Source organism: Geodermatophilus sp. SYSU D00814 (assembly GCF_054050055.1).
Genome location: NZ_JBJGYP010000024.1, coordinates 30,305 through 49,068 on the forward strand (window position 1 = coordinate 30,305; position 18,764 = coordinate 49,068).

The 18,764-nt window shown below is 75.1% G+C and carries 21 protein-coding genes; 12 read left to right on the forward strand and 9 right to left on the reverse strand.

Going from position 1 to position 18,764, the window contains the following annotated elements; genetic code table 11:
- Positions 1-33: 33 nt before the first annotated feature.
- Positions 34-1,017, forward strand: coding sequence for an NAD(P)H-dependent flavin oxidoreductase (locus ACI780_RS18090; RefSeq protein WP_457004706.1), 984 nt, complete (start codon positions 34-36; stop codon positions 1,015-1,017).
- Between the two features lie 45 nt (positions 1,018-1,062).
- Here ACI780_RS18090 and ACI780_RS18095 read toward each other — a convergent pair whose 3' ends face one another.
- On the reverse strand, positions 1,063-1,395 hold the full coding sequence (locus tag ACI780_RS18095; RefSeq protein ID WP_457004708.1) for a GYD domain-containing protein: 333 nt from the start codon (positions 1,393-1,395) through the stop codon (positions 1,063-1,065).
- Positions 1,396-1,642: 247 nt separating this feature from the next.
- On the opposite strand from ACI780_RS18095, the gene phaZ reads away from it, so the two are divergent.
- The 4 genes from phaZ to ACI780_RS18115 all read left to right on the forward strand — a co-directional run bounded on the left by phaZ (position 1,643) and on the right by ACI780_RS18115 (position 6,554).
- Positions 1,643-2,878 carry a polyhydroxyalkanoate depolymerase gene (gene phaZ / locus ACI780_RS18100; protein WP_457004710.1) on the forward strand — a complete coding sequence of 412 codons (1,236 nt, stop codon included), beginning with the start codon at positions 1,643-1,645 and terminating at the stop codon, positions 2,876-2,878.
- Positions 2,879-2,903: 25 nt separating this feature from the next.
- The gene (locus ACI780_RS18105) at positions 2,904-3,830 is read left to right on the forward strand and encodes a hypothetical protein (protein ID WP_457004712.1); all 927 of its coding nucleotides are present in this window, start codon (positions 2,904-2,906) and stop codon (positions 3,828-3,830) included.
- A gap of 75 nt (positions 3,831-3,905) precedes the next feature.
- Positions 3,906-5,450 carry an acyl-CoA synthetase gene (locus ACI780_RS18110; RefSeq protein ID WP_457004714.1) on the forward strand — a complete coding sequence of 515 codons (1,545 nt, stop codon included), beginning with the start codon at positions 3,906-3,908 and terminating at the stop codon, positions 5,448-5,450.
- 480 nt (positions 5,451-5,930) lie between these two features.
- Entirely contained in the window at positions 5,931-6,554 is a 624-nt protein-coding gene (locus ACI780_RS18115) for a hypothetical protein (RefSeq protein ID WP_457004716.1), read from the forward strand.
- A 12-nt stretch (positions 6,555-6,566) separates the two neighbouring features.
- Here the strand turns inward: ACI780_RS18115 and ACI780_RS18120 are convergent, their stop codons facing one another.
- From ACI780_RS18120 to ACI780_RS18130, 3 genes are read right to left on the reverse strand one after another with little or no spacing between them, the layout of a single operon-like run.
- Positions 6,567-7,022, reverse strand: a complete 456-nt coding sequence (locus ACI780_RS18120; RefSeq protein WP_457004718.1) for a hypothetical protein — start codon at positions 7,020-7,022, stop codon at positions 6,567-6,569.
- Positions 7,019-7,606 (reverse strand): helix-turn-helix domain-containing protein, encoded by a 588-nt coding sequence (locus ACI780_RS18125; RefSeq protein WP_457004720.1) that lies wholly within the window; start codon positions 7,604-7,606, stop codon positions 7,019-7,021. The genes ACI780_RS18120 and ACI780_RS18125 overlap by 4 nt, the downstream gene beginning before the upstream one ends.
- 32 nt (positions 7,607-7,638) lie before the next feature.
- Positions 7,639-8,406, reverse strand: a complete 768-nt coding sequence (locus ACI780_RS18130) for a helix-turn-helix domain-containing protein (RefSeq protein WP_457004722.1) — start codon at positions 8,404-8,406, stop codon at positions 7,639-7,641.
- 59 nt (positions 8,407-8,465) lie between these two features.
- Here ACI780_RS18130 and ACI780_RS18135 point away from each other — a divergent pair, with 59 nt between their 5' ends.
- Genes ACI780_RS18135 through ACI780_RS18145 form a run of 3 tightly spaced genes read left to right on the forward strand, consistent with a single transcriptional unit; the run spans position 8,466 to position 10,423 of the window.
- A complete protein-coding gene (locus ACI780_RS18135; RefSeq protein WP_457004768.1) occupies positions 8,466-9,437 on the forward strand; it encodes an alpha/beta hydrolase in 972 nt (323 codons plus the stop codon).
- Between the two features lie 60 nt (positions 9,438-9,497).
- Entirely contained in the window at positions 9,498-9,950 is a 453-nt protein-coding gene (locus tag ACI780_RS18140) for a hypothetical protein (protein ID WP_457004724.1), read from the forward strand.
- Complete coding sequence (locus tag ACI780_RS18145; protein WP_457004726.1) at positions 9,947-10,423, forward strand: hypothetical protein; 477 nt, start codon at positions 9,947-9,949, stop codon at positions 10,421-10,423. The genes ACI780_RS18140 and ACI780_RS18145 overlap by 4 nt, the downstream gene beginning before the upstream one ends.
- Here ACI780_RS18145 and ACI780_RS18150 read toward each other — a convergent pair.
- On the reverse strand, positions 10,420-11,679 hold the full coding sequence (locus ACI780_RS18150; RefSeq protein ID WP_457004728.1) for a diguanylate cyclase domain-containing protein: 1,260 nt from the start codon (positions 11,677-11,679) through the stop codon (positions 10,420-10,422). The genes ACI780_RS18145 and ACI780_RS18150 overlap by 4 nt on opposite strands.
- 67 nt (positions 11,680-11,746) lie before the next feature.
- Positions 11,747-12,496: an enoyl-CoA hydratase/isomerase family protein gene (locus ACI780_RS18155; protein WP_456871734.1), complete on the reverse strand. Its 750-nt coding sequence runs from the start codon at positions 12,494-12,496 to the stop codon at positions 11,747-11,749.
- Positions 12,497-12,615: 119 nt separating this feature from the next.
- Between ACI780_RS18155 and ACI780_RS18160 the strand changes: the two genes are divergently transcribed.
- Positions 12,616-13,680 carry a hypothetical protein gene (locus tag ACI780_RS18160; RefSeq protein ID WP_456871733.1) on the forward strand — a complete coding sequence of 355 codons (1,065 nt, stop codon included), beginning with the start codon at positions 12,616-12,618 and terminating at the stop codon, positions 13,678-13,680.
- Between the two features lie 65 nt (positions 13,681-13,745).
- The gene (locus tag ACI780_RS18165; protein ID WP_457004731.1) at positions 13,746-14,924 is read left to right on the forward strand and encodes an LLM class flavin-dependent oxidoreductase; all 1,179 of its coding nucleotides are present in this window, start codon (positions 13,746-13,748) and stop codon (positions 14,922-14,924) included.
- A 40-nt stretch (positions 14,925-14,964) separates the two neighbouring features.
- On the opposite strand, the gene ACI780_RS18170 is transcribed toward ACI780_RS18165, so the two are convergent.
- The 3 genes from ACI780_RS18170 to ACI780_RS18180 form a co-directional block, all read right to left on the reverse strand.
- The gene (locus tag ACI780_RS18170; RefSeq protein WP_457004733.1) at positions 14,965-15,807 is read right to left on the reverse strand and encodes an SGNH/GDSL hydrolase family protein; all 843 of its coding nucleotides are present in this window, start codon (positions 15,805-15,807) and stop codon (positions 14,965-14,967) included.
- A gap of 70 nt (positions 15,808-15,877) precedes the next feature.
- Positions 15,878-16,450, reverse strand: coding sequence for a TIGR03086 family metal-binding protein (locus ACI780_RS18175; RefSeq protein WP_457004735.1), 573 nt, complete (start codon positions 16,448-16,450; stop codon positions 15,878-15,880).
- Between the two features lie 52 nt (positions 16,451-16,502).
- Positions 16,503-17,012, reverse strand: a complete 510-nt coding sequence (locus tag ACI780_RS18180; RefSeq protein ID WP_457004737.1) for a hypothetical protein — start codon at positions 17,010-17,012, stop codon at positions 16,503-16,505.
- A 137-nt stretch (positions 17,013-17,149) separates the two neighbouring features.
- Between ACI780_RS18180 and ACI780_RS18185 the strand changes: the two genes are divergently transcribed.
- Together ACI780_RS18185 and ACI780_RS18190 are read left to right on the forward strand one after the other, a co-directional pair.
- A complete protein-coding gene (locus ACI780_RS18185) occupies positions 17,150-17,917 on the forward strand; it encodes a DUF6308 family protein (RefSeq protein WP_457004739.1) in 768 nt (255 codons plus the stop codon).
- A 184-nt stretch (positions 17,918-18,101) separates the two neighbouring features.
- On the forward strand, positions 18,102-18,671 hold the full coding sequence (locus ACI780_RS18190; RefSeq protein WP_456871727.1) for a hypothetical protein: 570 nt from the start codon (positions 18,102-18,104) through the stop codon (positions 18,669-18,671).
- The last annotated feature ends 93 nt before the right edge of the window (positions 18,672-18,764 follow it).

The window sequence follows — 18,764 nt, forward strand, 5'->3', positions numbered from 1 at the left end:
GACGGCGCCCGCCCGCAGCGGGACCGTCCGGCCGTGCGGACGCGCTTCACCGATCTGGTCGGCTGCACGGTGCCGGTCCAGCAGGCGCCGATGGGGCCGGTCTCACCGCCGGACCTCGCCGTGGCGGTCGCCGACGCCGGTGGCGTCGGCACCGTCACCGCGCTCGGCACCCCGCCCGAGGCCCTGCTGCGCCGCCTGGACGGGATGCGCGAGCGGACGCCGGGGGCGCTGGCGGTCAACGTCCTCACCACGGACGTCGACGACGACCTGCTCGTCGACCTCGCCCGGAGAGTGCGGCTGGTCGACTTCTTCTGGCTCGACCCGTCCCCGCGGCTCGTCGACATCGCCCACGACTCCGGCTCCCTCGTGAACTGGCAGGTCGGGTCGCTCGCCGAGGCGCGCGCCGCGGTGGACGCCGGCTGCGACCTCGTCACCGTGCAGGGCGTCGAAGCCGGCGGTCACGTCCGCGGCCGCGAGCCGCTGCTCCCACTGCTCAGGAAAGTGCTCGACGCCGTCGACGTCCCCGTCCTCGCGGCCGGCGGCATCACCGACGGGCAAGCCTTGGCCGAGGTCCTGAAGGTAGGGGCGGACGGCGCCCGCATCGGCACGCGGTTCATTGCGACGACAGAGTCCGGCGCCCACCCGGCGTACAAGCAGGCCGTCGTCGACGCCACCGGCGACTGCACCGAGATCACCGGCGCCTTCGCCACCGACTGCCCGCTGTGTGCTACCAGCGCCCGGGCGCGGGTGCTGCGCCGCGCGGTCGAGCGGGTCGCCGAGATCGACGACGACGTCGTCGCCCGGGTGGGCCGCGGCCGCATGCCCGTCTGGTGCGGCTCCGGCATCCCGCCGATGGCCGGCGCCGAGGGCCACGTCGACGCCATGGCCATGTACGCGGGCGCCGGCGTCGGCTCGGTCACCGAGCTCAAGCCGGCCGCGGAGGTCGTCGCCGAGCTCGTGGCGTTCGTCGATCAGTACGAGGGCACCGGCACTGCTGCACCGGGCACACCGTCGTAGCAGCAGGTGCCGTCCGAGGAGCTGCGCACCTGCCGCCTGACGCGGTCAGCTGCCGGGTGCACGGAAGACTTCGCGGCCGGTGCGCACCTTCCCCAGGATCGACTGCAGCTGGTCCTGGTCGAACAGCTGGTGGGTGCCCAGCGTGCGCACCGTGCCGGTGCTGGCCGAGGTGAGCGTCACCGCCGCCGCGGTCTCGGCGTCCGGCGCCTCGAGGACCACCATGCCGTCGGCCTCGCCGAGCATCCAGTACAGGGCCTCCAAGCGCGCCCCCACGGCCTCGGCCGACGCCCGCACCGCGGCGGTGCGGTCACCGGGCTGCTGCACCAGCCGGTCCCACGTGTCCGGCAGGTAGGCGAAGAAGATGACGAACTTCGGCACGGCGTCCACCTCGTCCCGGGTTGTCGGGCCGCCGATTGCACCAGCGGTCCCCCCGCGGCAGACCGACGCGGACCGCGGCCCCCGGGTCGGCCGAGCGCGCCCGGACGCGCCGCAGCAGGACGTGCACCGTCCGCCGTGTCGGCGACGCGCCGCCGACACGCTGATCACCGCGCCACCGTCCCCGGTTGCGGTTACGTTTCCGCAGGGTGACGCACGTCACCCCACCGACCCGGGGACAGGCAGGCCGATGCTCTACACCGCCTACGAGCTCAACCGCCGCGCGAGCGCCCCCGCGGCCGCCGCGACGGCGCTCACCGCCCGGGCCCTGCACGCCCTGCCGGGCCCGCTCGCCACGAACCCCGCGGTCCGGCACGCCCGCGCCGCCTGCGAGATCCTCGCCAAGGCGCGCCCCACCCACGACCGCCCCGCCTACGGCATCGACACCGTGCGGGTCGACGGCCGCGACGCCGACGTCGTCGAGCGGGCCGCGACGGCCACGCCGTTCGGCACCCTGCTGCACTTCGCCAAGCCGGACGTGCCCGGCCAGCCCCGCGTGCTCGTCGTCGGCCCGATGTCCGGCCACTTCACCACGCTCATCCGGCCGACCATCCGCACGCTGCTGAGCGACCACGACGTGTACGTCATGGACTGGCACAACGCCCGCGACATCCCCACCGCCCACGGGCGCTTCGGCCTCGACGAGTACGTCGCGCACGTGGTGGACGCGCTGCGGCACCTCGGCCCCGGCAGCCACGTCGTCGCCGTCTGCCAGCCCGCCGTCCCGGTGCTCGCCGCCGTCGCGCTGCTCGCCGCCGACGACGACCCCGCCCAGCCGGCCAGCCTCACCCTGATGGCCGGGCCGATCGACACCCGCATCAACCCCAACCGGGTCAACACCTCGGCCGCCGGCAAGCCGCTCGAGTGGTTCGAGCGGCGGCTCATCGACACCGTCCCCCGCCGCTACGCCGGCGCCGGGCGGCGGGTCTACCCCGGCGTCGTCCAGTTGACGGCGTTCATGTCGATGAACCCGCGGCGGCACTGGGGCGCGCACGCGCAGATGTACCGCGACCTGGTGCGCGGCGACACCGCCGCGGCCGCGGCCACCCAGGCCTTCTACGACGAGTACGGCGCGGTCATGGACGTCCCGGCCGAGTTCTACCTGGAGACGGTCGACCGCATCTTCATGCGGCACGAGCTGCCCCGCGGTCGGCTCACCTGGCAGGGCCGGCGCGTCGACCCCGGCGCCATCCGGCACACCGCGCTGCTCACCGTCGAGGGCGCCAACGACGACATCTGCTCCCCCGGCCAGACCGAGGCCGCCCACCGGCTGTGCACCGGCATCCCGGCCGAGCGCAAGCGCCACCACCTGCAGCACGGCGTGGGGCACTACGGCGTCTTCAGCGGCTCCCGCTGGGAGGCCGAGATCGCGCCCGTCGTCCGGGAGTTCATCGCGTCGGCCGACCGGGTCCCCGCCGCACACTGACCGGCGCGCCGCCGTCGCGCTGGCCGTGCTGCTCGCGGCCGGCTGCACGGGCGGCGTCGACCCGCACGTTCCCCGGGTCCTGCGCACCGTCGACCTCGACGCCGCCGTCGGCACCGACGTCGTCGTCCACGACCTCGCCGGTCCGCTCGTGCTCGTCGGCGACGCCGACCGGCGCTGGCTCGTCTTGTTGAACGGCGGCGCCCCGACCCTGGTCGATCCGGGCAGCGAACTCGTCATCGGCGACGGCACTCCGCTCGTCGTCGGCACCGCGCTGACGCCGGTCGGCGGCGCTGCCCTCCCGCTGCCGGTCGACGGACCGCCCACCGCCGCCCTCCTCGACGGCGACGCAGTCGTCCTCGCCCGCGGCACCCGGCTGACCGCCGTCGACCCCTCCACCGGCGCCGTCCTGGCCACCGCGGAGGCGCCCGCCCCGGTCACCCACCTCGCCCGCGCACCCGACGGCGACCTGTTCGCGCTGGCCGACGACCCGGACGACGGCGTTCTGCTGCTGCGCCTCACCCCCGAGCTGCGGCCGGACGGCGACCCGGTGACCGTCGTCCCGGAGCGGGTGGGCACGCCCACCGCGCTGCAGGTGACGGACGACGGCACCGTCGTCGTGGCCGCCTACGTCAACGACGCGCGGGACGCCGGGCGGCTGGTCACCGTCGTTGGCGGCCGGGTGCGCACCCTCGCGGAGCTGGAGGGCACCGACGCCACCGCCCTCGACGTCGCCGTCGTCGGCCGGATCGCCTACCTGGTGCTGTCGGCGTCCTACCACCCGGCCGAGCTGACGGCGGTCGACGTCGGCACCGGCGAGCGCACCGGCGTCGTCGGGCTGTGCGGCGGTGCCGGCGCCTTCGGGGCCCTCGCAGCCGACGGCGGCACGCTGACCGTCGTCGGCTCCTGCCTCGGCACCGATGGGCCCACGACCACCGCCTTCGTCCTGGGCTGACCGGGCCGTCCGCCTCTGTCGGCGCAGCCGCCGTCGGCGCCAGGATCCGGACCCACCCGAACGGAGGCCAGCGCCGTGTACCTCACCCAGGGTCTGCACCGCCACGTCCAGCAGCGACCGGACGACGTCGCCACCGTCTGCGCCGGCCGCACCCGCACGAACGCCGAGTCGGTCGACCGGATCGCGCGGTTCGCCGGGGCACTCCAGCGGCTCGGCATCCGCGACGGCGAGCGCGCGGCGATCCTGTCGCTGAACTCCGACCGCTTCCACGAGTTCCTCGCCGCGACGCTGTGGGCCGGTGGCGTCGTCGTGCCGGTCAACATCCGGTGGAGCGTGCCGGAGATCGCGGAGTCGCTGGTCGAGGTGGACGCGCAGGTGCTCGTCGTGGACGACCTGTTCGCCGGGCACGTCGAGGGCATCCGGGCGGCCCACCCGGCGCTGCGGGAGGTCGTCCACGCCGGCGACGGGCCCACGCCCGAGGGCATGCTCTCCTTCGAGGAACTGGTCGCCGACAGCGAGCCGGTCGAGGACGCCCGCCGCGGCGGCGACGAGCTCGCCGGCGTCTTCTACACCGGCGGCACCACCGGCCGGTCCAAGGGCGTGATGCTCAGCCACGAGAACCTGCTGACGTCGTCCATGGGTGGGCTGGCCACCGAGCACTTCGCCCGCGAGGGCGTCCTGCTGCACGCCGCGCCGATGTTCCACCTCGCCGCCTTCTCCACCTGGGTCAGCGGCGGCGTGGTCGGCGGCACGCAGGTGATGATCCCGGTGTTCGACCCGGTCGCGGTGCTCACCGCCGTGCAGGAGCACGCCATCACCGACCTGCTCCTGGTGCCCACGATGATCCAGCTGGTGGCCGACCACCCGCGGGTCGACGAGTTCGACCTGACCAGCGTGCGCCGGGTGATGTACGGCGCCTCGCCCATGTCCGACGCGCTGCTCGGCCGGGCGGTGAAGACGCTGCCCAACGCCCGCTTCATGCAGGCCTACGGCATGACCGAGCTCGCGCCCGTCGCGACCCTGCTGACGGCCGAGGACCACGAGGACCCGCGGCACCGCCGCTCGGTCGGCCGCGCCGCCCCGCACGCGGAGGTGCGCGTGGTCGGCCCGGACGACGTCGAGCTGCCGCGCGGCGAGGTCGGCGAGATCGTCGTCCGCGGCGGACACCTGATGCTCGGGTACTGGAACCGGCCGGAGGAGACCGCCGAGGCGCTGCGCGGCGGCTGGATGCACACCGGCGACGCCGGCCGGATGGACGACGCCGGCTACGTGTACCTCACCGACCGCATCAAGGACATGATCATCTCCGGCGGGGAGAACGTGTACTCGGTCGAGGTGGAGAGCGTCGTCGCGCAGCACCCGGCGGTGGCCACGTGCGCGGTCATCGGCGTCCCCGACGAGACCTGGGGCGAGCGGGTGCACGCCGTCGTCGTCCCGGCGTCCGGTGCCACCGTGACGCTGGAGGAGCTGCACGACTTCTGCGAGGAGCGCATCGCCGGCTACAAGGTGCCGCGGTCGATCGAGCTGGTCGACGCGCTGCCGCTGTCGGCCGCCGGGAAGGTGCTCAAGCGCGAACTGCGCAAGCCGTACTGGGCCGGGCAAGAGCGCGCCGTCCACTGACGCGACTGGTCGGCCGGCGACCTCAGGTGCCGGTGCGCGCGACCGCCGAGCCCGGCCAGCCGGGCCCCGGCCGGAAGCCGCCGCACCGCGACGACGCCCGGTCGGCTCCCCCACCGGCGACGACCCGCAACGGCGCCGTGTGCGGCCGCCTCGGGCGGGGCGGCAGGTTGTCGCGGCACCACCGCTCGCAGTCGGCCAGCAGGTTCCCTGTGGACGGCGCGCGGAGAGGCCTACCGGAGGACGTGCCGGACAACGCTGCGGGCTCCCTGGACGAGACGACGGTCGCGGGGTCCTCGATCCGGCACGGGCGCGCGGCGAGGACGACCGGCTCACGCTAGGCCACGACGCCCGTCCGGCCGTGGCACGAGCGCCCCGGCGCGCCCCCGCTCCGTTTCCCTGGCCCCGCCCGGACGGGACCGGCAGAGTGGGCCGCGCGGCGGCGCCGCAGGGGCGTCCCGTCTCATCGCGAGGAGCGGCGGCATGCACGCACGGTCGACCAGCATCCGGGGCAACCCCGCCCACCTCGACGCCGCCATCGGCTACGTGCGCGACGAGGTGCTCCCGGCGTCCGAGCGGGCCGAGGGCTGCGTCGGCCTCTCGCTGCTCGCCGACCGCGCGGCCGGCCGGTGCATCGTCGCCACCGCCTGGCAGGACGAGCGGGCCATGAGGGCGACCGCCGCGGAGGACCGCACCGTCCAGCACCGCCTGCTGCACACCCTCGGCGGCGAGCACGCCGACGTCCAGGAGTGGGAGATCGCCGTCCTGCACCGGGACCGCCCGGCCGGGGACGGCGCCGGCGCGCAGGTCACCTGGGCCCGGATCGCACCGAACCACCTCGACGACCTGCTCGACGCCTACCGGGACAACCTGCTGCCCAAGCTCCGGGAGCTGCCGGGTTTCTGCAGCGTCAGCATGCTGGTCGACCGGCGCGCAGCCCGGACCGTCAGCGTGACCAGCTTCGAGAACCGCGACGCCGCCGGGCTGGTGCGCCGCCACGCCCGCTCCCTGCGCGAGCAGTTCGCCCAGGCCATGGGCGCCAAGATCGTCGACGTCGCCGAGATGGACCTCGTCCTCGCCCACCTGCGGGTCCCCGAGACCGTCTGACCGGTCCCCGGGTCAGGCGTCCCCGCGAACACGAGTCCGGCCGGCGCGGAACAGGGTCGTGGCCGTGGCTGCGGCCGCGGTCGCCGCCGCCGCCGTGATCGGCTGGGCGTTGTAGCGCTGCCGGTTGCGGTCCCGACGCATGCGGTCGTAGTGCTGGGACACGGCGTTCTCCGGTGGGGTGTCGAAGATCGCCGCCAGGAACCGGCCGAGGGCGTCGTGCTGGCCAGGGCCGTGCCTGGTGCGGAAGCCGTACGCCGCGAGCATGGCCTCGCCGACGTCGTGGGCGGCGTCGTAGGCGAGGTTGTAGCGGTTCTGCGCGTGCACGACGTTCGGCAGATCGCTCAGCGCCGTCTCCGCCTGGTCCAGGAACGCCGCACACCGCTGCTCGTCGACGGGGACCCGCTCGAGCCGGTGCTGTGCCACGAGGTCCTCGACGGCGCGCTGCTGGGCCGATGTGAGGGGTGTCACCGCCACGGCAGGTCCCCGAGGACCGGCACGACCGGGCTGCGCCGGACCTGGGCGAGGAAGCCGCTGTGCCGCTCGAGCTCGTCCGGAGTCATGATCGTCGCGTTCACCTCGCGGCCGACCTGGTCGCCGACGCGCTGACACACCTCGTAGACGGCCATGGGGTCGGGAGTGCCGACCACCATGACGTCGATGTCGTTCGGCGCCTCACCGGGTTCGCCGCGCATCCGGGCGGCGAACGAGCCGTAGAGGAACGCCGCGTGCACGCCGGCGACGGCGCCCAGCTCGGCGGCCAGGAGCGGGACCGGGCCTGCAGAGACCAGCAGCAGGTCCCGGACCGGCCGGGTCAGCGGGGATCCGGGGTTGGGCCGGACGAACCTGGCCTGACCGACCCGCCGCTCGGAGAGCAGCCCGGCCTCGAGCAGCCGGCGCACCTCGCGGTGGACCGTGCCGTACGCCAGCCCGGCCCTCGTGGCCAGCTCGTTGAGGTTGAGCTCGTCCTCCGTCGACAGGAACAGCTCCGCCAGCAGTCGCGCCTGTCCGTCCGAGCGGAACAGTGGTGCGACCAGCGGCGGGGCAGTTCTCACAATGATGGATACTACTCTCCACTATTGAGAGGTCAAGTTCGGCGGACGTCCCCCGGCGTGCACCCGAACGCCGCCCGGAAGGCCCGGCCGAACGTGGCGGGGTCGCCGAAGCCCCACCCGTGTGCCACCGCGGCCACGGTCACCGCGGTGCCGCGCCGGGCCAGCTCGCGCCGCGCGCCCTCCAGCCGCAGCCGGCGCACGTAGCCGGCCGGGGTCGTGCCGCGGGCGGCGCACAAGCCGTAGAGCGAGCGCACCGAGACGTACGCGCCCGCCGCGATCGCCGCCGGGGAGAGGGACGGCTCGCGCAGGTGGGCGGCGACGTGGGCGGTCACCCGCGCCCAAGCCGGGTCGTCGTCGACCGGGGTCAGCGCCCCGGCCAGCAGGTCGACCAGCGCGTCGGCCACCGGCTGCCCCAGCCGTCCGCCGAGCGCGCCGGCGCTCGCCAGCGCCGTCCCCACCAGGGCGGTGAGCAGCCCGGCGGCCGTGGCGTCGAGCGGGCCGCCGACAGCGGTGGGCAGCCGGGACGACGGCGCCAGCAGCGTCCACTCGTGCAGCCGGCCCGGCACCCGGAAGCGCACCGGCTGGTCGGCCCGCCACAGCACCGCCGACCCCGGGCCGGCGACGAACCGCGCCGCCCCCACCTCGACGACCTCGCGGCCCTCGCGGACGAAGCTGACCCCCACCACGCCGTCGTCGGCCGCCGCCGGCCGCGCGCCCGGGCCGCAGCGGCGGTCGAGCAGCGCCAGGTCGCCGACGCGGTACCGGGCGACCTCGACCCGGCCCTCGGTGGCCAGCGTCATGGGGACCTCCCGCGGCGCAGCCAACCCTCCGGCCGGGCGGGGCGGCAAGACCTGCAGGCATCGCCGCGGGACGTGCAGGGACCGCCGCGACGCCGCGTACGGCAGCGGCCACGGTCGGCGGCATGCGAGAGGACATCGAGTTCAGGACCGAGGACGGCGTCACCCTGCGCGGCTGGCACCACGCCCCCGACGACGGGCCGGCCGACGCGCGCCGCCCCCTCGTCGTCATGGCGCACGGCTTCTCCGCCGTCAAGGAGATGTTCCTGGACGACTTCGCCGACCACTTCGCCGCCGGTGGGCTCGGCGTGCTGGTCTACGACAACCGCAACCTGGGCGGATCCGACGGCGAGCCGCGCGGGGAGATCGACCCGTGGCAGCAGGTCCGCGACTACCGGACGGCGATCACCTGGGCGCAGACCCAGCCGTGGTGCGACCCCGACCGCATCGGGATCTGGGGGTCCTCGTACTCCGGCGGCCACGTGCTCGTCGTCGGGGCGATCGACCGCCGCGTGAAGTGCGTCGTCTCCCAGGTGCCCCTGGTGAGCGGGCTGGCCAACGCGCGGCGGCTGATCCGCGCCGACCAGTTCGCCGACCTGCGCGCGGTGTTCGACGCCGACCGCGCCGCCCGCTACGCGGGCAAGCCGCCGGAGATGATGCAGGTGACCTGGGAGAAGGACCCGGCCGAGGTGTGCGCGCTGCCCACCGCCGACACCTCGGAGTTCTTCTTCGGCCCGATCCAGGAGCGGGCGAGCACCTGGCGCAACGAGGTCACGCTGCGCTCGGTGGAGATGTTCGTCGAGTACGAGCCCGGCGCCTACATCGCCGACATCGCGCCGACCCCGCTCATGGTGGTGGTGGCCGCGCAGGACCACCTCACCGTCGCCGACCTCACCCTCGACTACTACGAGCGGGCCCGGCACCCGAAGGAGCTGCTCGTGCTGCCGGTCGGCCACTTCGAGGCCTACACCGGCGAGGCGTTCGCGCGCTCGGCGCCCGCGCAGCTGGACTGGTTCCGCCGACACCTGACCTGACCGACGGCGGCCTGTGGAAAACCCGGGGGCGCGTCCTCCGGGGCTGCCACGGTGTGCCGCGTGACCACACCTGCGCTCGCCGACGTCCCCGTCCGTTCCTCCCAGGCGCTGACCCGCCGCTGGGTCTCCCTCCTCACCCCGTCGACCTCCGTCCGCCGCAGCCTCTGGCTGACCTGGCTGGGCGCCGACGGCCGGCAGTCCCCGGTCGTGCTCCCCGTCGACGACGTCCCGGTCGAGCCCGACCGGGGACTGCTGAGCAGGGTGCTCGACGTCCACGCCGAGGTGGGCACCCACCTCACCGGTGACGGCGCCCACCTGGCCCTGGCGCTGTGCCGTCCCGGCGAGCCGGTCGAGACCGACGACGACGGCGAGTGGGTGGGCGCCCTGCACGAGGTCCTCGACGGCGCGCTCGACGGCACCTGGAGCCTGCACCTGGCCGCCGGGGGCCGGGTCGAGCCGCTGGTCGACGTGCCGTCCTCGTTCCTGCTGCGGGCCGGGGACAGCCGGCGGTGACGGCGCCGAACGGCTGGTCCCCCGGCCCGGGCGACTGGATCGTCGACCCGCACGCCCGCACCGGGCGCTCCCCCGCCCTCGCGGTCGCCGGCGCGGTGCTGCTCGCGCTGCTGCTCGCCGCGGCCGGCGTCCTCACCCACCGCGCCCTCGCCCCCGACCCGGACCCGGACCCGCCACTGCAGGCGGTCGAGGAGCACCCGGCCGTCCAGCGCCCCGACTGGCTGCTCTCGTGGCGGCAGCTGTGCGCCGCCGCCCAGCGGCAACCGGAGGCAGCCGACCGGCCCGTCCGCATCGAGGACGCCGTCGAGGCCCTGGTCGAGCAGTACGACGCCGGCTACACCGTCTCGGTCGGGGAGGTCCGCCGGACGTCGTCGCAGACCTGGGCCGTCGACGTCGAGATCGGCCGCGACGGCGACACCCACCACGTGGACCTGCTCGTCGTGGACGACGGCGGTGGCTCCCGCGGGTGCTAGCTCGCCAGGCCCTCGGGCTCGACGACGTGCAGCACGCCGCGGCCGCGCTCCTTCGCGCCGTACATCGCGCGGTCGGCCAGGGAGAGGACCTCGTCGAGCCTCGCCCCCGGCGCGGCCATCGCCAGCCCGATGCTGGCCGACACCCGCACGGTGCGCCGTCCGACGTCGACCTCGTCGACCAGCGCGGCGGCCAGCCCGTGCCCGAGCGCCTCGGCGGTGGCCGCGTCGACCCCGGGCAGGACGGCGACGAACTCGTCCCCGCCGAGGCGGCCGACCACGGCACCCGGCAGCTCCCGCTCCACGTGCCGGCGCAGTCGCTCGGCCAGCCGGACCAGCAGCGCGTCGCCCACCGCGTGCCCGCCGCGGTCGTTGACCTCCTTGAACCGGTCGACGTCGACGAACAGCACCGCACCGCCGGGCGCCAGCGCCACCCGGCCGGTGTCGAGCAGGTGGCTGCGGTTGGCCAGCCCGGTCAGCGGGTCCTGCCGCGCCGAGCGCAGCAGCGCCTGCCGCCACCCGTCGGCCCGGCTGGCCACCGCGGTCAGCCGGTCGACGGCCTCCTGCAGCCGCACCCGCTGGGCGGCGTCGGCGTCGGCAGCCGCTGCCGCCACCGCGTCGGCCAGCACCTCCAGCACCTCCGCCAGCGGCAGCCCGGCCGCCACCGCCTCCAGCACGCGGCCCTGCACACCCAGCAGCTCGCCGTCCCACCGGTGCGCGGCCACCTGCCGCCGCAGCGACAGCACGCCGCGCACCAGCCGGACCTGGATCTCGAGCACCTCCTGCTCGGCCGGCGTGTACTGGCGCGGGACGTCGTCGACGACGGCCAGCGCGCCGAGCACGAAGCCGTCCTCGTCGACCAGCGGCACCCCGAGGTAGGAGCGGATCACGCCTGCGGCCACCGCCGGGGTGTGCCGGAACACCGGGTGGGCCAGCGCGTCGGGCACCTGCAGCGGCGCCCGCAGCGCCACCACGTACGCGCAGAACGACTCCTCGTCGCGCACGTGCGAGTACGGCACGTCGACGCCGCGCTCGGCCGGGTAGCACTGCTCGTCGGTGCCGACCAGGTTGATCAGCGCGATCGGCGCGTCCACCGTCCGCGCCGCGTAGGACACCACCGCGTCGAGGTCAGCGATCCCGGCGTGCCCCGGCATCCGGTAGCTGGCGAGGGCGGCGAGCCGTCGGGCGTCGGCGACCGCGGGACGCGGGTCGGGCAGCACCGACGTGGACGGGCGGGGCGTCGGGACGGCGGCGCTCACGTGTAGTGACTCTAATTGCCGACCGTCACCGTCGGAACACGAAGCGGCGCGGGTCCCGAAACCGGCGTCAGTCCTGCCGGGCCTGGCGGCGCATCGACCACATCTGCGCCGGACGCTCGAACTGGGTGGCGACCTCCCAGCTCACCGCGCCGTTGACGACCTCCTTGCGGAAGTTGCCCACGGCCACCCGCGCCAGCTCGGGGTCGGCGGCCACCCGGCGGGCCAGCTCGAGGGCGCGGTCCTCCACGGCGGCGTCGTCGAGGGACTCCCACGCCAGCCCGAGCTCGACCGCGCGGCGCCCGTCGACCTCCTCGCCGAACAGCGCCATCGCCGCGGCCGCCTCCCGCCCGATCAGCCGCGACAGGATGACGAAGTGCCCGCCCCCGGGGTGCATGCCGCGCTTGAGGAAGCCGGCCAGCAGCCGGGCGTCGTGCGCGACGATCCGCAGGTCGGTGGCCAGCAGCATGTTCATGCCGGCGCCCACGGCCGACCCGCGCACGGCGGCGATCGTGGGGACGCGGACCTGCCCGAGCCGGTAGAAGGAGTCGTAGATCCGGCCCATGCCCTCGTAGGCGTCCGGCGCCGCGGGGTCCTTGCCGGCCCAGGTCAGCGTGCCGACGTCGCCGCCGGCGCAGAACGACCGCCCCACCGCCCGCACCACGAGCGCGCCGACCTCCGGCCGGGCGTCGACCTGCTCGAAGACGTCGATGAGCTCGCCGGCCATCTGCGGCGTCAGCGCGTTGCGGCGGTCGGGCGCGTTGAGCGTCACCACCGCCACGCCGCCGTCGACCTCGAGCAGGACCTCGGCGTCAGCCACCAGCGCACCTCCGGACTCCGGGCCGGCCCCGGCGCCGGCTCCGCTGCCGAGCATCAGACCACGCGGTTGCCGCGCCGGTCCGGGCGGCCGGACACTCGGCTCCCGACCCCGGAGCCCGCATGCCGACCACCCGCCGCGCCGCCGCCTGTGCCGTCGTCGCGCTGATGGCTGCTACCGGGTGCACGGAGGTGCGGGGCGACCCCGTCCCGGCGCCGCGGACGTTCGAGGAGCTGCGGGCCATCGTCGACCTCGACGCCGTCGCACCGGCCGGCGTCGACGTCCTCGACCTGGCGGCCGGGCCCGAGGGGGCGGTCGCCCTGCTCGCCGACACCGCCGACCCGGCCGTCACCTACCTCGCCCCGGTCGACGAGGACGGCGTCGGTGAGCTCCGGCGGCTCGACGGCCCCGCCGACCAGCTGTTCGTCACCGACGACGGCACCGCCGTGGTCACGGCACCCGGCCGACTGACGACCGTCCCGCCCGGCGGGGAGCCGGCCGTCACCGACCTCGACGTCGCCGGGGACACCACCGCGCTCTCCCCCGACGGGCGCAGCCTCTACCTGGCCACGCAGAGCCGGCTCGCGGCGGTCGACCCCGCGACCGGCGACGTGCGGGCCACCGCCGACGTCGACGCCGGCCTCACCGTCCGCGCCCTCGCCGTGAGCCCCGGCGGCGGGCCCACCGCGCTGCTCAGCGACGCCCGCGCCGTCGACCTCGCCGACGTCGCCGTGCTGGGCACCTGGTCGGCGGACCTGGCGCCGGGCGACCTCGTCGAGCTGGCGCCCGACCGCCCGGCCAGCATCCCGAACGCGCTGCGGATCGCCGACGACGGCACCGCCGTGGTCACCCTGACCGCGGGCTCGGGCGAGGACCCCTTCCGGGTCGTCACCGTCTCCGACGGGGAGGTGACGGCGTCCCACCGCATCCCCGGCACCGACAGCCCGCTGGCCGACCTCGCCGTCTCCCCCGATGCCCGCGTCGCCTACCTGCCGGTGGCCGGGTTCGAGGTGGAGTCCGGCGTCGTCACCCTCGACCTCGCCAGCGGTGAGCAGCTCGGCGCGGTGCGGGTGTGCGAGGGCCAGGCCAGCTTCGGCCGCGTGGCGCTGAGCGGAGACCGGCTCACCGTGATCGGGTCCTGCATCACCGCGGCGCCGTCGTCGTCCACTGCTTTCGTCGTGGCCTGAGGGCATGGCCTCCGGGGTGTGACGTGCACCACTATGGGCCCATCCCCGACCCGAGGAGGACCCTCATGGACCGGCTGCGTTTCGGCACCTTCCTGGCCCCGTTCCACCCGCCGGGGGAGAACCCGACGCTGGCGTTGCAGCGCGACCTCGAGCTCGTCGAGCACCTCGACCGGCTCGGCTACGACGAGGCCTGGATCGGTGAGCACCACTCGGCCGGCACCGAGATCATCGCCTCGCCCGAGATCTTCATCGCCGCGGCCGCCGAGCGCACCCGGCACATCAAGCTGGGCACCGGCGTCACCTCGATCGCGTACCACAACCCGCTCTGGGTGGCCGAGCGCATGGTGCTGCTCGACCACCTGACCCGCGGGCGCGCGATGCTCGGCTGCGGGCCCGGCTCGCTGCCCACCGACTCGATGATGCTGGGCCTGACCCCCACCGACACCCGCGAGCTGCTCGAGGTCGACCTCGACATCATCATGCGGCTGCTGCGCGGCGAGACGGTCACGCAGAAGACACGCACGCACGACCTGGTCAACGCCCGGCTGCACCTGCGGCCCTACACGCAGCCCTGCTTCGAGATCGCCGTCGCCGCCGTCGCCTCCCCCACCGGGCCGCGCATGGCCGGCCGGCACGGCGTCGGGCTGCTGTCGATCGGCGCCACCCTGACCAAGGACGGCTTCGACGCGCTCGCCCACCACTGGAACGTCGTCGAGGAGCGGGCGGCGCACTACGGGCAGACCGTCTCGCGGCGCGACTGGCGGCTGGTCGGGCTCATGCACATCGCCGAGACGCGGGAGCAGGCCTACGCCGACGTCCAGTTCGGCATCGAGACGTGGTTCCGCTACTTCCAGAAGACGGCGGCGTTCCCGCAGATGGCGGTCGAGGGCGGTGACGCCAAGGAGATGATCGACTTCATCAACGAGGCGGGCATCGGCGCGATCGGCACCGTCGACGACGCCCGCGCGCAGGTGCAGCGGCTGTGGGACCAGTCCGGCGGCTTCGGCGCCATGCTGCTGCTCGGCCACGAGTGGGCCAACCCGCAGGCCACCAAGCGGTCGTGGGAGCTCATCGCGCAGCACGTGATGCCGCACTTCCAGGGCGGCGAGGTCAGCCACGCGCAGCAGACCCTGGGCGCCAAGGAGTACGCCATGGGCAAGCGCGAGGACTACGCCGCCGCGCAGCTGCAGGCCGTGGCGACCATGACCGAGCGCTACGAGAAGGAGAAGGCGGGACAGGCCTGAGGACGGCGGTGGGGTGGCGGCGGCGCCGTCACCCCACCGCTCACCTGGCCAGGGTGGCGTAGAGCTCCCCGGCGATCACCTCGTGCCCCTCCGCGTTCGGGTGCAGGCAGTCCCGTCCGCCGACGTGGTCCTCCGGCCCGAGGGCGCCGTACAGGTCGGTCACCTGGGCGCCGGTGGCCGCGGCGACCTGGCGGATGACGTCGTTCAGGCCGCTCTGCACCGACAGCACCCCCGGGACGGTCCCGCCCTCCAGGACGACGTCCGCGATCGTCGGCGCGGCCGGGTTGATCCCGGTCAGGAAGCAGGAGCCGATCGGGTTGTAGTACGTCGTCACCACGACCTCGGCGTCGCGGCCCGCGGCGGCGACCAGCTCCCCGAGGATCGTGGTGAGCCGGTCCTGGACGCCGGCCAGCACGGTGTCCACCGTGGCCTGGCAGCCCGCCGGCGTCGCGGTGGTGATGCAGGCCTGCGCGATCGGGGCGAAGACGTCGTTGCCGCCGACGGTCACCGTGACGACCTCGACGTCGTTCTTCGGGTCGCGGTCGGCGTCGCGGGCCGCGATGAGCTCCAGCGCCGCGGGGAGCTGGAGCTCGAGCAGGGTCGACGTCGTCGCGCCGGGCACCGCCAGGTCGACGAGCTGGAAGTCGGCGAGCGACCGCCCCGTCGCCTTGTCCGCCGCCGGGTTGTAGTCGGCGTCGAGCAGCTCCTCGAGCAACTGCGGGTAGCCGGGGGCGGTGGGCACCGCGCCGATGCCGGCAGCGACGGAGTCACCCAGGGCGAGGTACACCGGCGTCCCGAGCGGGGCGTCGTCCTGGGCGGCCGCCGGTGCGACCGTCACGAGCGGCAGCAGCGCCGCGATCCCGACCATCAGCTGCCTGCGCACGGTGTCCCCCTGTCCCGCGGTGTGCACGCACCTCAGCACCGTGCTGCGGAACCGGCCAGGGTCGAAGGGCTCAGCCGGGAGGCCGCCAGGACGGGTCGCGGCCGGTGGCCCCCAGCAGCCGGTGCAGCGCCGGGGCGTCGGCCGGCACCGGCACGACCGGTCCGTACAGGCCGGGCGGGCGGTCGTCGCCGAAGGACTCGGCGAACGCGCGGCACGCCTCGGCCGCGGCGTCGTCGACGTCGTACGGCTGGCCAGTGGCGACGGCCAGGTCCCAGCCGTGCACGACCACCTCGTCGAGGGCGACGACGGCCGCGACGCCGGCGGGCATGTCCACGCCTCCGGCGCGCGCGGTGCCCTCGTGCGCCGCCGGGTCGCGCCAGGCGGCGGCCAGCGCGTCGAGCTGCGCGGGGATGCGGGTGCGCCAGTCGGCGGGCAGGTGGATGGGGTCGGCGGAGCCGGTGCCCTCGACCGGCGTCTTCTCCGCGGCCATCCGGAACGCGTGGGTGAGCCCGGCGAGGTGGTCGAGGAGCCCGGCGACGGACGTGCCCTCGCACGGGGTCGGCGCGGTCAGCTGCTCGTCGCGGATGCCGGCCACGACGCGCGCCACCCCGGCGGCCGCAGGGCCCAGGTCGATCGTCTGCACGTTCCTCAGACCGCCCGGCCCGCCCGGACTCATCGGGGCCGGGCTGCCGCCGTCAGGCCGGCTCGGCGCCGAGGGCTCCGCACAGCGCGACGTTGAACTCCTCGAAGGTGTTGTTCCCCGCGGCCACCTCGACGTCCTGCGTCCCGAGGTCGAGCACCTGGCGACCCGCGGTCAGCACGAGCTCGCCGCCGTCGGGCAGGATCGCCTTGCCGACCAGTCCCTGCCGGACGGAGACGCCCTCGTCGTAGAAGTCGACGACCCGGAAGTGGCCCTCGTAGGTCGTCTGCGTCCCCGTCGGACCGGTGAGCGTCCCGCTGTAGGAGACGTTGCGCACCTCCTGCACGACGCGGTCGCCGTCGCTGAACGTCTGGATCCTGAGGCGGATGTCGAAGTCGCTGACGGTCACGTCCGGGCAGGGCCCGTAGGGGAAGGTCAGGTCCTCGATGACGAGCGTCGTCGGCCGGCTGGGGGTCAGCGGTGCGGCCGCGGCGGGAGCGGCCACCGCCGCGACGAGGCCGGCGGCCACGGCCGGGACCAGGACGAGACGACGCAGGCGGGCCATGGGGACCTCCGGCACAGGCGGGTCGCGGGCTCGGGCCCGGGAGGAGAGCCTCCTCCCGCTCCGGCAGCCCGCCCAGTGCCCTTGGACCCGGCACGCCTGGACTCATCGGCGCCGCGGACGGGGTACCAATGACAGACGTGACAGGGGGACGAGGGGGCGGTGCCGCCCTCGTCCTCCCCAGCACCGGCCCCGATCCGATCCCGCTGCCGACCGCGCTGGCCGCCGTCCTCGGGTACGCGCGGGGCCGCCGTCCGCTGTTCTTCCGCTCCCCCAGCCACCCGCACGGCCGGTGGGTGCAGGTGCTCGCCTACGCCCACGACCGCTTCGACGGGCAGCCGCCCGAGACCGCCGACTCCCCCACCGACCGCGACGTCCTCGTCGCGGAGGGCCTGCACGGCCGGCTCGACCCGGCCGGGTGGCGCCGGGTGCGCACGGCGCTCGACGACGTCTGGCCGCTGGTGAGCACGCTGGTCGACCGGGCGGCGGGGCGCGCGTTCTGGGAGCTGCCCGCCGACGAGTTCTCCGTGCTCATGGAGCCCGGGACGGTGGGGGCGGCGCTGCGCGAGGTCGGTGACCGGCACGTGCGGGCTGCGCTGCACTCCCGGCACCCGGCGCTGGTGCCCCTGCTCGACGGCGTCACGCGGCGGCAGTTGTACGGGCACGTGGGTGAGGGCGACAGCGGGCCCGAGGCCGTCGTCCACCGGGAGCTGACCGCCAACGCCGCCGCGTTCACCGCGTTGGAGACGGCGACGGCGACCCTGCTCGGGCGGCCTCTGACCCGGCTGCGGCTGCACGACGTGCTGCTGTGGCTGGCCGGGTCGCTGCGGATGACGCACGCGGTCGCGGTCGGGCGGGCGCTGGCGGCCGACTCGGAGCAGGGCCTGGAGGCGCTGCTGCCGGCGTGAGGGGGCTCTGCAGTTGATCATCGGGTTGGTGCCGCTGACACGCGCGGGCACGCCGCTGCGGGCGGCAACAACCCGATGATCGACGGCGACCGGGCAGCCGTTCGGGTGGCTCGTCCACAGGGGTGACCGGCGTTCGCCTCCGTTCTGGTTATCGTCCCCAGCCGTGCGTGATCACCGTGGGGGGATGCGACTGGCGGCTGCGGCCGTCGCACTCGGGACGACGCTGCTCACCGGCTGCGGCAGCGCGGACGCCGAGGCCCCCAGCACCAGCCTGCCCTCGGCCACGTCCGCGGCACCCACCACCGAGGCGCTACCCGTGGTCGGGCCGGCCGACTTCCCCGTGCCACCGGAGGCACGCACCCAGGACGCCGCCGGCGCCGAGGCCTTCCTCCGCTACTGGATCGACCTGCTGAACCGGCAGCAGGCCATTCCCGCAGGTCAGCCGCTGCGCGACCTGGGCCCGGAGTGCGACGAGTGCCTGCGCATCGCGAAGAACCTCGATGATGCGGCGGCCGCAGGCAACCGATACGTGGGCGGCGAGGTGAGCCTCAACGATGTTCCACCGCCCGTCTTCGATGGAGACACCGCCGAGTTGAGCTTTGGTGCCCGACGCGAGCCGGTGTCGCTGGTCAATAGCGCTGGGCAAGTCCTTGAGGAACGACGCGAGGCGGCCCCCAACTTGGGGTCCGGTCTCGTCCTCGCTTGGTCGGCTCCCACGCAATCATGGACAGTCACGGCGTTTCAGCTCGGATGAAGAAACTCGCCCGCGGACTACTGGTTCTAACGCTGCTCGGCGTACTGGTCGTCACCCGCGACGGATCCGCCACTGCCTGCACCTTCTTCGACT

What these genes read in the sequence shown, in the direction of transcription:
- phaZ (WP_457004710.1), top strand. Translation starts at nt 1,643, where the DNA reads ATGCTCTACACCGCCTACGAGCTCAACCGCCGCGCGAGCGCCCCCGCG.
- ACI780_RS18180 (WP_457004737.1), bottom strand. Translation starts at nt 17,012, where the DNA reads ATGGCCCGCCTGCGTCGTCTCGTCCTGGTCCCGGCCGTGGCCGCCGGC.
- ACI780_RS18160 (WP_456871733.1), top strand. Translation starts at nt 12,616, where the DNA reads ATGCCGACCACCCGCCGCGCCGCCGCCTGTGCCGTCGTCGCGCTGATG.
- ACI780_RS18165 (WP_457004731.1), top strand. Translation starts at nt 13,746, where the DNA reads ATGGACCGGCTGCGTTTCGGCACCTTCCTGGCCCCGTTCCACCCGCCG.
- ACI780_RS18130 (WP_457004722.1), bottom strand. Translation starts at nt 8,406, where the DNA reads ATGACGCTGGCCACCGAGGGCCGGGTCGAGGTCGCCCGGTACCGCGTC.
- ACI780_RS18190 (WP_456871727.1), top strand. Translation starts at nt 18,102, where the DNA reads ATGCGACTGGCGGCTGCGGCCGTCGCACTCGGGACGACGCTGCTCACC.
- ACI780_RS18115 (WP_457004716.1), top strand. Translation starts at nt 5,931, where the DNA reads ATGCACGCACGGTCGACCAGCATCCGGGGCAACCCCGCCCACCTCGAC.